Source organism: Streptomyces sp. WG5, assembly GCF_049974565.1.
Lineage (GTDB): Bacteria > Actinomycetota > Actinomycetes > Streptomycetales > Streptomycetaceae > Streptomyces.
In genome coordinates, this window is record NZ_JBNGGC010000039.1 from 55,804 (window position 1) to 69,632 (window position 13,829).

11 protein-coding genes and 2 pseudogenes are annotated in these 13,829 nt (G+C 73.0%); 7 read left to right on the plus strand and 6 right to left on the minus strand.

Translation table 11 applies throughout. From position 1 onward, the window contains the following. Positions 1-149 precede the first annotated feature (149 nt). From ACP4IX_RS31080 to ACP4IX_RS31100, 5 genes and pseudogenes are all read left to right on the plus strand, one after another. Entirely contained in the window at positions 150-1,934 is a 1,785-nt protein-coding gene (locus tag ACP4IX_RS31080; RefSeq protein ID WP_426557854.1) for an MFS transporter, read from the plus strand. Between the two features lie 283 nt (positions 1,935-2,217). Beyond that, positions 2,218-2,868, plus strand: coding sequence for a class I SAM-dependent methyltransferase (locus tag ACP4IX_RS31085; RefSeq protein ID WP_426522536.1), 651 nt, complete (start codon positions 2,218-2,220; stop codon positions 2,866-2,868). A 22-nt stretch (positions 2,869-2,890) separates the two neighbouring features. Continuing rightward, positions 2,891-3,895, plus strand: coding sequence for an N-acetylmuramoyl-L-alanine amidase (locus ACP4IX_RS31090; protein ID WP_426557856.1), 1,005 nt, complete (start codon positions 2,891-2,893; stop codon positions 3,893-3,895). A gap of 164 nt (positions 3,896-4,059) precedes the next feature. After that, positions 4,060-4,929, plus strand: a complete 870-nt coding sequence (locus ACP4IX_RS31095) for a hypothetical protein (protein WP_426557858.1) — start codon at positions 4,060-4,062, stop codon at positions 4,927-4,929. A gap of 113 nt (positions 4,930-5,042) precedes the next feature. Beyond that, positions 5,043-5,339: pseudogene (locus ACP4IX_RS31100) on the plus strand (LLM class flavin-dependent oxidoreductase); the annotation flags it as partial. Positions 5,340-5,451: 112 nt separating this feature from the next. Here the strand turns inward: ACP4IX_RS31100 and ACP4IX_RS31105 are convergent. The 3 genes from ACP4IX_RS31105 to ACP4IX_RS31115 are packed head-to-tail and all read right to left on the minus strand — an operon-like array spanning position 5,452 to position 9,087. Continuing rightward, complete coding sequence (locus ACP4IX_RS31105; protein WP_426522539.1) at positions 5,452-6,234, minus strand: hypothetical protein; 783 nt, start codon at positions 6,232-6,234, stop codon at positions 5,452-5,454. Further along, the gene (locus ACP4IX_RS31110) at positions 6,215-7,798 is read right to left on the minus strand and encodes a substrate-binding domain-containing protein (RefSeq protein WP_426557860.1); all 1,584 of its coding nucleotides are present in this window, start codon (positions 7,796-7,798) and stop codon (positions 6,215-6,217) included. Before ACP4IX_RS31110 ends, ACP4IX_RS31105 begins: the two co-directional genes overlap by 20 nt. After that, positions 7,795-9,087, minus strand: a complete 1,293-nt coding sequence (locus ACP4IX_RS31115; protein WP_426522541.1) for a hypothetical protein — start codon at positions 9,085-9,087, stop codon at positions 7,795-7,797. The genes ACP4IX_RS31110 and ACP4IX_RS31115 overlap by 4 nt, the downstream gene beginning before the upstream one ends. 142 nt (positions 9,088-9,229) lie before the next feature. Here ACP4IX_RS31115 and ACP4IX_RS31120 point away from each other — a divergent pair, with 142 nt between their 5' ends. Beyond that, positions 9,230-9,529, plus strand: a complete 300-nt coding sequence (locus ACP4IX_RS31120) for a hypothetical protein (protein WP_426522542.1) — start codon at positions 9,230-9,232, stop codon at positions 9,527-9,529. 21 nt (positions 9,530-9,550) lie between these two features. On the opposite strand, the gene ACP4IX_RS31125 is transcribed toward ACP4IX_RS31120, so the two are convergent. Genes ACP4IX_RS31125 through ACP4IX_RS31135 form a run of 3 tightly spaced genes read right to left on the minus strand, consistent with a single transcriptional unit; the run spans position 9,551 to position 12,740 of the window. Beyond that, entirely contained in the window at positions 9,551-10,621 is a 1,071-nt protein-coding gene (locus tag ACP4IX_RS31125; RefSeq protein ID WP_426557862.1) for a prenyltransferase/squalene oxidase repeat-containing protein, read from the minus strand. Continuing rightward, positions 10,618-11,352 (minus strand): class I SAM-dependent methyltransferase, encoded by a 735-nt coding sequence (locus ACP4IX_RS31130; protein WP_426522544.1) that lies wholly within the window; start codon positions 11,350-11,352, stop codon positions 10,618-10,620. Before ACP4IX_RS31130 ends, ACP4IX_RS31125 begins: the two co-directional genes overlap by 4 nt. Beyond that, entirely contained in the window at positions 11,346-12,740 is a 1,395-nt protein-coding gene (locus ACP4IX_RS31135) for a glycosyltransferase family 4 protein (RefSeq protein WP_426557864.1), read from the minus strand. The genes ACP4IX_RS31130 and ACP4IX_RS31135 overlap by 7 nt, the downstream gene beginning before the upstream one ends. A 192-nt stretch (positions 12,741-12,932) precedes the next feature. Between ACP4IX_RS31135 and ACP4IX_RS31140 the strand changes: the two are divergent. Continuing rightward, a pseudogene (locus tag ACP4IX_RS31140) lies at positions 12,933-13,619 on the plus strand (TetR family transcriptional regulator); the annotation flags it as partial. Positions 13,620-13,829: the final 210 nt, after the last annotated feature.

Consider the following 13,829-nt stretch of genomic DNA (forward strand, 5'->3'; position numbering starts at 1 on the left):
CCTGGACCGGGACATTGCCCGGACGTGGACACACTCCCAAGAGAAGGTCAAGAATTCGTTAGGGACTCGAAGTAACGGAATAGTTGCCCCGGCGCACGAGGTTCAGCCTGCACACATTCGCCGATCCCCCGGCCTGGAGGCCTCACTCAATGTCCGACACGACGACCGCCGAGCCCGCCCGGACAGCGAGCGGGGCCACCGTCCCGGTGCTCGCCTTCGCGGGCATCGTCGTCGCGGTGATGCAGACCCTGCTCGTCCCGGTCTTCAAGGACCTGCCCCGACTTCTGGACACGACACCCGGCAACGCCACCTGGGTCATGACCTCCACGCTCCTCTCCGGAGCCGTGGCCACGCCGATCATGGGCCGGCTCGGCGACCTCTTCGGCAAGCGCCGCATGCTGATCGCCAGCCTGTCGGTGATGGTGGTGGGCGCGCTGGTCAGCGCGTTCACCGACGCCCTGCTCCCGATGATCGTCGGCCGTACCCTCCAGGGCTTCGCGATGGGCGCGATACCCCTCGGCATCGGCCTGATGCGCGACATGCTGCCCCGCGAGCGGCTCGGCTCGGCGATGGCGCTGATGAGCTCCTCGATCGGCGTCGGCGGCGGCCTGGCGCTGCCCGCCGCGGCCCTGGTCGCGCAGCACACCGACTGGCACGCCCTGTTCTACGGCGCCGCCGGCCTCGGCGTCCTCGCCATCGCCCTGACCCTCGCCGTCGTACCGGAGTCCCCGCTGCGCGCCAAGGGCTCCTTCGACCTGCCGGGCGCGCTCGGTCTGACCGCCGGTCTGGTCCTCTTCCTCCTGCCGATCACGAAGGGCAGCGACTGGGGCTGGTCGTCGCCCACCACGCTCGGCCTGTTCGCCGCCGCCGTCGTGGTCCTGCTCCTGTGGGGCCTGATGGAGCTGCGCGTCGCGGCCCCGCTGGTCGACCTGCGCACCACGGCCCGCCGCGAGGTCCTCCTCACCAACCTCGCCTCGATCATGGTCGGCGTCGCCTTCTACGTCGTCTCCCTGGTCCTGCCCCAGCTCCTCCAGCTGCCCTCCGAGACCGGCTACGGCCTCGGGCAGTCGATGGTCGTCGCGGGCCTGTGCGTGGCCCCGCTCGGCCTGACGATGATGTTCACGGCGCCGGTGTACGCCCGCCTGTCCGCCCGCTACGGCCCCCGGACGACCCTGCTCATCGGCCTGCTGGTCATCGCGATCGGCTACGGCGGCGGCCTCGGCCTGATGAGCGCCGCCTGGCAGACCGTCGTCACCTCGGTGCTGCTCGGCGCCGGTATCGGTCTCGCCTACTCCTCGCTGCCCGCGCTGATCATCGGCGCCGTCCCGGCCTCGGAGACGGGCGCGGCCAACGGCCTCAACACCCTGATGCGGTCCATCGGTACGTCGGTGTCGAGCGCCGTCATCGGCATGGTGCTCGCCAACACCGCGGACGACGTCGGCGGCGTCGCCGTCCCCACCATGCAGGGCTTCCGCGTCTCCTTCCTGATCGCGACGGGAGCGGTCGCCGTCGGCCTGGCGCTGGCCTTCTTCCTCCCCCGCCGCCGCCCGGCCACGACCACCCGGCTGCGTGCGAGCAGCGAGGAGGACGCGAACCTGGCCCGCGCCGAACAGGCACTGGCCGGGGCTCCCGGCACCGGGGCGGCCGTGGCCGGCGAGCCGCTGCGCGGCTTCCGCGGCCGGGTCCTGGCCGCGGACGGCACACCCGTCGCCCACGCCAAGGTCACGCTGATCGACCGGCACGGCCGCCAGGCGGGCGCGGCCCTCTCCGCCGCGGACGGCGGCTACACGCTCGCCGTCCCCGCCCGGGGCCCGTACGTGCTGGCCGCCCGCGCCGCGGGCCACGGCCCGCTCGCCCACTCGGCGACACACGCCGGCGACGACAGCCCCGTCGACCTGGACCTGTCCCTGCCGGGCGAGACGGTCTCCGCCTGACCCGCAGCCGCCGCCTGACCAACGGTCACCGTGCTGCCCCAACACCTCCCTGGCACGAAGCCTCCGCCTGACACAACTCCTCCGCCCGACACGGCAGTCATCACGGGTGCGACCGCCACTTCCCGACACAACGCCCCTCTGCCCGGGAACCCGGTCCCCAGCGGACGAGACGGTCTCCGCCCGGCCCGTGCCGTCGGCGCACCCGCACCCCCGGTCCGCATCGCGCGGCGGGGGGTGCGGCAGCATGGGGCGCCGACACGCCCGTACCACCGGAAGGACCCCCATGTCCGCGGCACCCACCCCCGACGCCCTGGCCGCCTTCGAGGCCGCGAAGGGGTTCATGCCCACGCACGAGGGCCTCGCCCTGTACGCGGCGGCCGTGGAGGCCGGCGGGCTCGGGCTGCCGCTGCTGGAGGTCGGCACGTACTGCGGGCGCTCCACGATCCTGCTCGCCGACGCCGCCCGCGGGGCCGGCGTCACGGCGCTGACCGTCGACCACCACCGGGGCAGCGAGGAGCAGCAGCCGGGCTGGGAGTACCACGACCCGGAGACGGTCGATCCGGAGCTGGGCGTGATGGACACCCTTCCCGCCTTCCGCCGCACCCTCCACCGGGCCGGGCTGGAGGAGCACGTGGTGGCCCTCGTCGGCCGTTCGCCCCAGGTGGCGGCTCTGTGGAACTCCCCCCTCGGCCTCGTCTTCGTCGACGGCGGCCACACCGACGAGCACGCGAACGCCGACTACGAGGGCTGGGCGCCGCACGTGGCCGACGGCGGCCTCCTGGTCATCCACGACGTCTTCCCGGACCCGGCCGACGAGTTCACCGGGCAGGCCCCGTACCGCGTTCACCTCAGGGCTCTCGCGTCCGGCGCGTTCACCGAGGTCTCCGTGACCGACTCGCTGCGCGTCCTGCGGCGAACGGGCGCGGGGATCTGAGGGCCCGGTCTAGAGTCGCTGCGTGTCGTACACAGGCCCGGACTTCGATCCTCCCCAGCCCCGCCGTTCCCCGCTGCGCCGCCCGCTGACCGTGGCGATCGCGGCGCTCGTGCCCGGGGCGCTGCTCGGGTGGGGGGTGTACGCGGCGGTCGGCGGCCCGGACGACGGGGGCGGGGGCGGTGCGGACCGCGCGGGCAGCGTGCGGACGTCGTCCCCGGCACCTTCCTCCGGTGGTCCCGCCGGCCCCGCGTCACCCACCGACGACGCCACGTCGCCCGCGGGCACCTCCCCGTCGGCGACGACGGCCGAGCCCTCCCCCTCGGAGTCGACGTCCGCGCCCGCCGCGGCCTCCGGCCCCCTCAAGGGCAAGGTCGTCGTCATCGACCCGGGGCACAACCCCGGCAACTTCCGGCACGCCTCCGAGATCAACCGCAAGGTGAACGTCGGTACGCACTGGAAGGAGTGCGACACGACGGGCACGGCCACCGACGCGGGCTGGCCGGAGGCGAAGTTCACCCTCGACGTGGCCCACCGGCTGCGCACGCTCCTGGAGGAGCAGGGCGCCACGGTGAGACTGACGCAGGACGCCGACCGTCCGTACGGGCCCTGCGTGGACGAGCGGGCCCGGATCGGCAACGAGGCGGAGGCGGACGCCGCGATCTCGATCCACGCCGACGGGTCCGGGGCCGGCAACCGCGGCTTCCACGTCATCCTGCCGGGCCCGGTGCACGACGGCGCCGCCGACACCCGCGCCATCGTCGCCCCGTCCGCCGAACTCGGCCGGCGCATCGCGGGCAACTTCGTCCGCGCCACGGGCAGCGCGCCCTCCAACTACGTCGGTGGCGGCACCGGTCTCGTCACGCGCACGGACCTGGGCGGTCTCAATCTGTCAACGGTTCCCAAGGTGTTCGTCGAGTGCGGCAACATGCGCGACAGCGCGGACGCGGCCCTGCTGACCAGCGGGACCTGGCGCCAGAAGGCGGCGCAAGGGATGTCTGAGGGAATCGTGGGTTTCCTGCGCGGGTAGCGATCAGCGCACTCATCCCTGCGGACAGCTCCGACGTACGGACGATAGTGTCATCCGTACGATGAGGGGCCACCCCCGCGCTTCACACCGGAACCCGAACCTGACGGCGGCACGGTGACAGCGACGCCTCTACCGACGACGAGACGACCTACGAAGGACCTGAAGTGAATATCCGCTCCCTCACTCGAGGCGACGGCGTGGTGATCGGAGCAGCGGTATTGCTGTTCATCGCGTCGTTCCTCGACATCTACTCGATCGACGGCGCCCCGGACGACGCCGACATTCCCAGCCTGTGGGGCAGTGGGGCGGTCGTGCTCGGTGTCGTCCTCGCGGGCATCATCGGCACCGCACTCATCATCGTGGCCCGCGCTCTGCCGCAGCCCAAGAAGGTGGCGGGGCTCGACCTCGGTCAGTTCGGCGTCGCGTTCACGATCTTCGCCGCGTGGTGCGCGCTCGGCAACATCTTCGACCCCGCGGGCGCCTTCGACGGCGACGGGGGCTTCACCAGCGAGCTCGGTGCGGGCACGGGTCTGATCCTCGCGCTCGTCGCCACGCTGATCATGGCCGTCGCGGCCGTCGCCACCGCGCTGGTCCCCGCCCTCAAGGGCTCCCTGATCCCGGCCGCCCGTCCGGCCGCGCCGCAGCCCTACGGCGGCCAGCCCCAGGGTGGTTACGGCTACCCGGGCGCGCAGCAGCCGCCGTACGGCGGACAGCCGGGCCAGCCCGGCCCCGGACAGCCGGGCCAGCCGGGTCAGTCCTTCGGCGGCCAGCCGCAGCCGGGCCAGCCGCACGCCCCGCAGCCGCAGCCGGCGCAGGCGCAGCCGGCCCCGGCCGCGGACTTCTCGCCGTTCTGGTTCGCCGTGCCGGTGCCGCGTCCGCTGTTCGCGGAGGACGGCTCCCCCACGCCGATCGCCGAGCTGGCGCCGGGCACCTGGTACCTGGCCGTCGAGCAGCGCGGCGCGAACCTGGTCGCCCAGACGCAGGACGGCCGCCGGGGTGTCCTGCAGGACACGAGCGGCATCCAGCGCGGCTGAGCTTCGCCGCACGCACCCGCACGGCCCCTCGCCCTTCCGGGTGCGGGGCCGTTGGCGTACAGCCGCCGCCTCCACAGAGCACTGACGGACCGCCAGGAGGAGTCGTCCACGGTGTGTGGACCGCCGAGTCCCGGGGGCTCCGACGCCTTCACCCCGCTCACCTGGATCGCCGCCCACACCTGCACCATCGAACTGGGCACGGCTGTCGCGCAGATGGCCGCCCGCTCCCCCGTCGCCACCGCACTGCACGCCGCCACCCTCGGCCGTCTCCCCGGCGGCCCTTTGCTGCCCGGCTCGGGCTGTCCGGGCCGCGGGTGGTGGAGGGCTGGAACGGGCGGCCGTACCCGTGCTCGCCGCCGGCCGCGCCCCGGGAGTACGTCGACGAGGTTTCGCTGGCCGGGCCGCGGGAGCGGATCGCCGAGCGGCCGGCGGAGCGGCGGTAGGGGCCGGTGACCGATCTGCTGGCCCTGTCACCGGCCCTCCCGACGCTGCGCACGCCCGCCAAGCTGAACGCCTGACGCGTCAGAGGAAGATCGCGACCGGGTTGAACGACAGCTCGCCCGTCTCTCTGTTCCAGATCTGGACCTTGCCGAGGCAGCGCGCCTGGAACTCGCCGGTGAAGTACTCCGCGTTCTGGAAGCCCTCCCGCACCCCGGCGGCCTCGCAGGTGATGCGGACGTGGGCGGGCCGGGGGCCGTCGCCGTAGGGGGCGCGCAGCACGATGTCGCCGCTGTCCGAGGTGCGGCTGGCCGTGAAGCGGCCGGTGACCGAGACGAACGCCGACATGACCTCCACCGAGGTGAGCGGGATGCGGTCGCCGCGGTCGGCGAGGGCGTCGGAGAGCCGGCGGTTGGGGACGATCAGGCCGGTGGTGAGGTCGGTGTGGACGATCACGTCCTCCTTGCGCATGGTGTCCATGAGCAGCCGTATCACGGTGATCGGGGTGCTCTCCTGGATATAGGCGGTGACGCGTTCCTTGGTGACGTCCCTGTTGGCGCTGCCGTCGCCCCAGCCGAACTTGGCGCGCAGGCCGACGCCGCTGGTGACGTTGATCCGGTCGGCGACCTCCTGTTCGAGGGCGTCGGAGAATCCGCCCTGCTGGTAGAGGTCCATCACGCGCTGCTCGTGCAGGAAGAAGCACATGCCGTGGACCGTACGGCCGCCCTGTCGGCGGCGTCTGCGCAGCCAGCCGAGGCGGATCAGGCCGTAGCGCAGCAGGACGGCCCAGCAGACCGCGGTGCCCGCCCAGACGACCAGCCAGGGCCACCACCACAGGGCCCACCACTCACTGTCGATGACACCCACGGATCTCCTTGAACGCGTCGGGGAGGGAGGTGAGTCCGGCGTCGACGACGCGGCCGCCGGTGGCGTCGGCGACCCGCCGCAGGGCGTCCGCGTCGGCTTCTCCCAGGTGGACGGGGAAGGTGGGCACCGCCTCGGCCTCGGCGCCGAGGGCGCGGTGGCGGCGCAGGAACTCCTCGTAGGTGATGCCCGCGTTGTTCTCGCCGTCGGTCATCAGGACGACGGCGACGGGGCGGTCCGGATCGTCGCGTACGGCGTCGGCGGCGACACGGTAGCCGTGGTCGAGGGCGGACCACAGGGCGGTGGCGTCGTCGTAACCGCCGCCCGCGACCGTGGCGTTGAGGTCGCGGAGGTCGGCGTCGCCGCGCACCGTGATGGTGCGTTCCTCCAGGACCTCGCCGCCGAAGCGGATCACGGTCAGCCGTTCGCCCCGGTAGAAGCGGGTGAACTTGCCGGTGGCGGAGGAGTCGGCGCCGCTGAGCCCGGCGAAGGCGGCGCGCAGACCGGCCATGCGGGCGCCGCGCATGGAGGTGGAGAAGTCGAGGACGAAGACGACCTGGTCGGCGGTGCGGTGGTCGGGGTCGCCGTAGTCGGTGATCAGCCGTTGGACGACGGAGAGGCGGTCGGGGAAGGAGAGCGCGTTGCCGACGGGTGTGCGCAGGGCGCCGTCGGGAGTGACGTCCTGGTTGACGGGGCGGCGGTACGTCCGTTCCATCAGGGCGCGCTGGGTGTCCTCGGCGAGCAGCCGGTCGACGACCTTGCGGTAGGCGGGCAGTTCGGTGGCGTCCAGCAGGAGCAGCGGGAAGTCGGACAGGACCATGCCGTCGTCGGGGTGGACGATCTCCAGCGGGGTGCGCAGCTCGCCGGAGGCGTTCAGGGCGAGGAGTTCCGCCTCGTGGGCGATGAGCGCGTTGGTGTCGTCCTGCCGTGCGGGGTAGCGGGCGACGAGGTCGCGGGAGCTGGCGGCGTTGAGGGTCTGGCCGGAGCGGAAGCCGCGCAGCCGGTCGCAGGAGACGTCCTGTTCACGCAGGGCGCTGCCGGTGCCGGCGGCGGCGGTGGCGACGCCGACGAGCGCGGCGCGGCCGGTGTCGCTGCGCCGCGGATCGGCCATCCCGAACCGTACGGTGCCGTCGGCGGCGGCGTCCGCGATGCCGGCCCAGGAGACCCGGCCGCCGGGGGCGTTCGCGCGCAGGCTCCGGACGGTGGCGGGGGTGAGGCCGACGACGACCGGGGAGCGCATGATCGGTGTGGACTCGGGGCGGGTGAGCCTGCCGTCGGAGTGCTGGACGCGCAGCAGGAAGGAGCGGTCGGAGGCGAGCCAGGCGAGATCGTAGCCGGGGGTGCCGCGCGAGGGCGGGTACTGCCCGGTGAGGTCGGCGTTGGCCCGGTAGTCGATGTCCAGCTCCACGCCCGTGTCCTCGGCGAGGTCGGCCAGCAGAGGCTCCACGTCGGCGAGTTCGGGGCTGGCGAGGACCCGGAGGGTGGTGGGGCCGTCGTCGGAGGTGCAGGCGGTGAGCGTGGCGCCGAGCAGGACGAGCCCGAGCAGGGCGCGGGCGGCGGCCCTCATGGTGTGTCCTGGACAGGAGGCGGGCAGTCGCCGACGTATTCGATGATCTCCTCCAGGACCTCGAGGTCGGGTTCGTAGACCTTGGTCCGGTCGCTGTTCTCCTGCGGCACCTGGATGTCGTGCTCGGCGAGGTGGGCGTTCAGCTGGTCGCTGGTGCCGGCCGCGCCGGAGAAGCGGACGCGGAAGCCGAGTTCGACGGCGCGGCGGCGCAGTTCCTCGTCCTCCTGGATCACCTCGACGAGCCGGTCGCCCCGGTCGGTGAGGGAGATCAGCTGGGGTTCGGTGAGGGCGTAGGGCGTGGGGTAGAGCAGGACGCGGCTGGTGTCCTGGCGGTCCTCGCGGCCGTGGTGGGCGATCTGGTGGGCCAGGTACTGGTGCTCGTAGATCACGGAGATCGGTGCGATGGACTCGCCGAGGGCGGAGAAGTAGCTGTCGGCCTGCTCGTCGGCCCACATGCCCTGGAGGTCGATGAGCGGCTTGATCTCGGCGGCGAGGCGCTGGACGGCGTTCGCCGCGAGCGGGGTGTCGTTGCTGTTCCGGGTGCCGGGGGTGCGGTTTCCGTTGGCGACGAAGGCGAGGATGCTCAGGTAGGTGCCCGCCGAGTTGGACTCGCAGACGTTGGAGGTGCGGACCAGGACGCGGCCGCTGTTGCTGCGATCGTCGCGGGTGACCTCGTCGTAGCCGACGCCGTTCCAGGTGTCGGCGGTGCGGCCCTCGCCGTCCTTGGGGTTCCGCCGGTCGTCGACGCCGTCGAGGAGGCCGGTGAAGCGGGCCATGTCCAGGTTGTAGTAGAGAGTTTCGTCGCTGCCGTCGGGGGCCGGCTGCGGGGTGGCGACGCCCGCCCTCACCAGGGTCTCGGCGTAGTCGCGGAAGGTGCCGAGGACGAGCGGGCTGACGAAGGGGCGCACCGAGCGGACCGAGCGGTCCTGGCGGTCGAGGACGAGCTTGGCGGCGGGCTGGCCGGACGGGAAGACGGCGTCCATGTCCCGCAGGGACTGGGTGGCGATGCCTCGGGAGCCGAGGCGGTGGATGTCGACGCGGATGCCGTGCCGGAGTAACAGCCGCTGTACCTCCGGGTCCCGGAAGTAGTCGGACTTGGAGGCCATTCTGGCGTCGATGGTGGTGATGTGCTCCAAGGGGCGCAGGGTGTTGCCCGACACCAGCAGGGAGATCAGTCCGGCCACGGCGAGGGGCAGCACGGCGAGCACGTACCGGGGCACTCTGCGGCGGTCGGTGCGCCGGGTGGTGAGCCGGGGCTCCTCGATGGTGGGAGCTCTGTCGTCGGACAACGGCCTGCCCTCCTGCCACTCAGGGAGCAGGATCATCGGCGACGGCGGGGAACGAGCACACCCGGAACCCTCAACTCCAGGCAAACGGCGAGCAAATGACCGTATGCGGTTTCGAACCGTGCGGGGCGGCAACCCGACCGGCATGTCCCCTCGAAGTCGCAGTCGCAGTGGCTCCCACTCCGCCGGGACGGCCGTCGCGGTGATCGCGGACATCATGGCCGTCATCCTCGGACTGTGGATCCTGATGTACCTGCTGGACGCCAACCGGGCCAACGACCTGGTGCGGTTCGTCCATGACGCGGCCAACTGGCTGGCCGGCTGGTCACGGGACCTCTTCACCTTCGACGAGGCCTGGGCCCGCGTGGTCGCCGGCTACGGACTGGCCGCCGTCGTCTACCTCTTCGTCGGCCACGCCATCGCCAACCGCCTGCACCGGCACTGACTCACTGACGCCGACCGGCGTTCACACGCAGCAGTCCGGGTCGAGTCCCCGCGGCAGGCGGTCGCCGGAGAAGACCTGGCAGGTGGCCTCGTGTCCGCCCAGTGCGGCGACGGCGAGGAGCAGGGAGCCGGCCGTCCAGGTGGTCAGCTCGCGCGGCCAGACCGCCTCGTCCTCGAAGACGTAGCCCGTCCAGTACAGGCCGCTGTCCGGGTCGCGCAGGTGCTGGATCGACTGGAGGATCTCCAGGGCGTGGTCGGACTCGCCCACCGCCCACAGGGCGAGCGCGAGTTCGGCCGACTCGCCGCCCGTGACCCACGGGTTGGGGACGACGCAGCGCACGCCGAGGCCCGGGACCACGAAGCGGTCCCAGCTCTCCGCGATGCGGGACCTGGCCTCGGTGCCGGTCAGCGCGCCGCCCAGCACCGGGTAGTACCAGTCCATCGAGTAGCGGTCCTTGTCCAGGAACCGCTCCGGGTGGCGGCGGATGGCGTGCCTGAGCGCGCCCGCCGCCAACTCCCAGTCGGGCTGGGGCTCTTCGCGCTGCTCGGCGATGGCGAGCGCGCAGCGCAGCGCGTGGTGGACGGAGGAGCTGCCGGTCAGCAGCGCGTCGGTGGTGTCCGTGCCGTCGTCGTCGCGGCGCCAGCCGATCTGCCCGCCGGGCTGCTGGAGGCGCAGCACGAACTCGACCGCCGCGTGGACGACGGGCCACATCCGGTCGAGGAACGTGTCGTCGCCGGTGGCGAGGTGGTGGTGCCAGACGCCGACGGCGACGTAGGCGACGAAGTTGGTCTCCCGGCCGCGGTCGGTGACGTCGGCGAAGTCGCCGTCGGCGTAGGCCGCGTACCAGGAACCGTCCGGGTTCTGGTGCCGGGCCAGCCACTCGTACGCCCGCTCGGCGGCCTCGTGCTCACCGGCCGCGTCGAGGGCCATCGCCGCCTCGATGTGGTCCCAGGGGTCGAGGTGGTGCCCGCGGAACCACGGGATCGCGCCGTCCTCCCGCTGCTCGGCGAGGATGCCGCGGACGGTCTCGGCGGCCTCGGCGTCGGTGAGGACTCCGGGCAGGACGAGGTGCTCGGTGCGGGGCGTGGTCACGCGGCGTCCACCGGCGGCAGGTGCGGCTTGGTGGCGTACGCCACGAAGCTCTTGCCGATCAGCGGGTTCAGCGCCTGCTCGGCGACGCGTGTCGCCAGTGGCTTCTTCATGATGTCCCAGACCAGCAGCTTGTGGTACGCCCGCACCGGCAGCGCCTTGTCGTTGTCGACGCCGAAGGCGCACTTCAGCCACCAGTACGGCGAGTGCAGCGCGTGCGCGTGGTGGGTGCCGTAGGGCTTGAGGCCGGCCTCGCGGATGCGGGCGAGGAGCTGGTCGGCCTTGTAGATGCGGATGTGGCCGCCCTCGACCTCGTGGTAGGCGTCGGAGAGGGTCCAGCAGACCTTCTCGGGGCCGTAGCGCGGCACGGTGATCGCGATGCGTCCGCCGGGCCTGAGGACGCGGACCATCTCGGCGAGGACGCCCTTGTCGTCGTGGATGTGCTCCATCACCTCGGAGATGATGACGACGTCGAAGGACTCGTCCGGGAAGGGCAGCGCGAGCGCGTCGCCCTCCATGGCGGTGGCGGTGGCGCCGGCCGGTGCCTCGCCGGCCTCCTCCATCGCCGCGAACCACTTGGCGACCTCGCGGATTTCCTCGGCGTTCCGGTCCAGCGCGACGACCCGGGCACCGCGCCGGTAGCACTCGAACGCGTGCCGGCCGGCGCCGCAGCCGAGGTCCAGGACGCGGTCGCCCGGGGCGAGCGGGAACCGGGAGAAGTCGACGGTCAGCACGTGGCCCTGCTTTCGGGGTAGACACCGGTGTCACGGGTGGTCGGGGTCGCGGGCACGGTCCGCGGGGTCGCCGCGGAGGGGCCGATGGCCTCGCGGTAGCGGGCGGCCGTGCCCTCGGCGGCGCGGGCCCAGGTGAAGTGCCGCAGGACGCGTTCGCGTCCGGCCGCGCCGAGCCGGGCGCGCAGTTCGCGGTCGCCGAGCAGCCGGTTCAGCCCGGCGGCCAGCGCGTCCGCGTCCCCCGGCGGCACCGCGAGGCAGGTCTCCCCGTCGGGTCCGGCGACCTCGGGGACGGCTCCTCCGGTGGTGGCGAGCAGCGCGGTGCCCGCCGCCATGGCCTCGGCGGCCGGCAGCGAGAACCCCTCGTACAGCGACGGCACGCACGCGACCTCGGCGGAGCGCACGAGGCCGACCAGTTCGGTGTCCGAGATGCCCTTGACGAACTCGACGGCGCCTTCGAGGCCGTACCGCTCGATCGCCTGTGCGACGGGGCCTTCGGCGGGCCGCTTGCCGACGACGACGAGGTGGGCCCGGGGGTGCTCGGTGCGTGCCTTCGCCAGCGCCTCGACGAGGAAGACGAGGCCCTTGAGCGGCACGTCCGCGCTGGACGTCGTCACGATCCGGCCCGGTATGCGCGGCACCGAGGGGTCGGGCGAGAACAGGTCGGTGTCGGCGCCGATGTGGACGACGTGGATGCGGTCGGCCCGTACGCCGAGGTGGTCGACGATCTCCTGGCGGGAGGTGCCGGAGACGGTGAGCACGGACGGCAGGCGGCGCGCGACGCGCTTCTGCATGCGGGTGAACGCGTACCAGCGGCGCACCGAGTACCGGCGCTTCCAGCCCTCGGCGGCGTCGAGTTCGAGCTGCCGGTCGACGGTGATGGGGTGGTGGACGGTGGTGACGAGGGGGGCGCCGACGTCGCCCAGCAGCCCGTAGCCGAGGGTCTGGTTGTCGTGGACGACGTCGAAGTCCCCGCGGCGGGCGCGCAGATGGCGGCGGGCCCGCAGGGAGAACGTCAGCGGCTCGGGGAAGCCGCCGGTCCACATCGTGCCGACCTCCAGCGCGTCGACCCAGTCGCGGTACTCGTCGCGCTTCGGGGTGCGGAAGGGGTCGGGCTGGCGGTAGAGGTCGAGGCTGGGGAGCTCGGTGAGGGACAGCCGGTTCCCGAGGCCGAGGTCCGGGCCGTCGTCGAGGACGGGGTAGGGCTGGGCTCCGATCACCTCGACCCGGTGGCCGAGGCGGGCCAGTTCGCGCGAGAGGTGGCGGACGTAGACGCCCTGGCCGCCGCAGAACGGGTTTCCCTTGTAGGTGAGGAGTGCGATGCGGAGCGGTCGCATGCCGTCGGCGGCGGGCTCCGGACGGGGACCCGTCTGACTGGCCTCGGCGGTCACCCTGGGCCCCCTTCTCACTGCGCTGTCCCGCGACACTATGCCGGGACGTTAATCTAGAACAAGTTTCAGACTTGATCGTCCGGAGGATCCGAATCTACCGGCAGGTAAGGAAGCTGTGATGAGTGGATCAGGTGATTCACGCCACGGCGCGGCACGGTGCCGGACACTGCCGGACACCGTGCCGGACCGGACATGGGGGAGAAGGCGACCAAGGTGGACAAGCCGGAGGCGGACAACCCGGAAGCGGAAGCCGCCCGTACGTCCGGGTCCGCGCGCCCCGTCGCCGCCCCGCCCCTCACCGCACGGCAGCGGGAGCGCCGACGCCGCATTCTGCACGCGACCGCCCGGCTGGCCTGCCGGGGCGGCTTCGAGGCGGTACAGATGCGCGAGGTCGCGGAGTCGTCGCAGGTCGCCCTGGGCACGCTGTACCGCTACTTCCCGTCCAAGGTCCATCTGCTGGTCGCGACCATGCAGGACCAGTTGGAGCAGCTGCACGGGACGCTGCGCAAGAGCCCGCCGGCCGGTGAGACGGCGGCGGACCGGGTGGCGCAGACCCTGATGCGGGCCTTCGGCGCGCTCCAGCGCGAACCCCGGCTGGCCGAGGCAATGGCCCGCGCCCTGACCTTCGCCGACCGAAGCGTCTCCCCGGAGGTCGACCAGGTCTCCCGCCGGACCACGGCGATCATCCTGGACGCGATGGGCGGCCTGGACAACCCCACCCCCGAACAGCTCTCCGCGGTCCGCGTCGTCGAGCACACCTGGCTCTCGGCGCTGATCACCTGGCTCTCCGGCCGCGCCTCCATCGCCCAGGTGAGGGTGGACATCGAGACGGTGTGCCGGCTGATCGACGTGACGGGAGCGGGGGAGCGCGACCCGGCGGGGGCCGGGGAACCCGGTCCGGCGGAGGCCGGGGAACCCGGTCCGGCGGAGGCCGGGGAACCCGGTCCGGCGGGGGCCGGGGAGCGCGACGCGGCGGGGGCCGGGGAGCGCGGTCCGGCGGAGGCCGGGGAACCCGGTCCGGCGGGGGCCGGGGAGCGCGACGCGGCGGGGGCCGGGGAGCGCGACGCGGCGGGGGCCGGGGAGCGCGAC

What these genes read in the sequence shown, in the direction of transcription:
- ACP4IX_RS31110 (WP_426557860.1), bottom strand. Translation starts at nt 7,798, where the DNA reads ATGAGGGCCGCCGCCCGCGCCCTGCTCGGGCTCGTCCTGCTCGGCGCC.
- ACP4IX_RS31080 (WP_426557854.1), top strand. Translation starts at nt 150, where the DNA reads ATGTCCGACACGACGACCGCCGAGCCCGCCCGGACAGCGAGCGGGGCC.
- ACP4IX_RS31085 (WP_426522536.1), top strand. Translation starts at nt 2,218, where the DNA reads ATGTCCGCGGCACCCACCCCCGACGCCCTGGCCGCCTTCGAGGCCGCG.
- ACP4IX_RS31120 (WP_426522542.1), top strand. Translation starts at nt 9,230, where the DNA reads ATGTCCCCTCGAAGTCGCAGTCGCAGTGGCTCCCACTCCGCCGGGACG.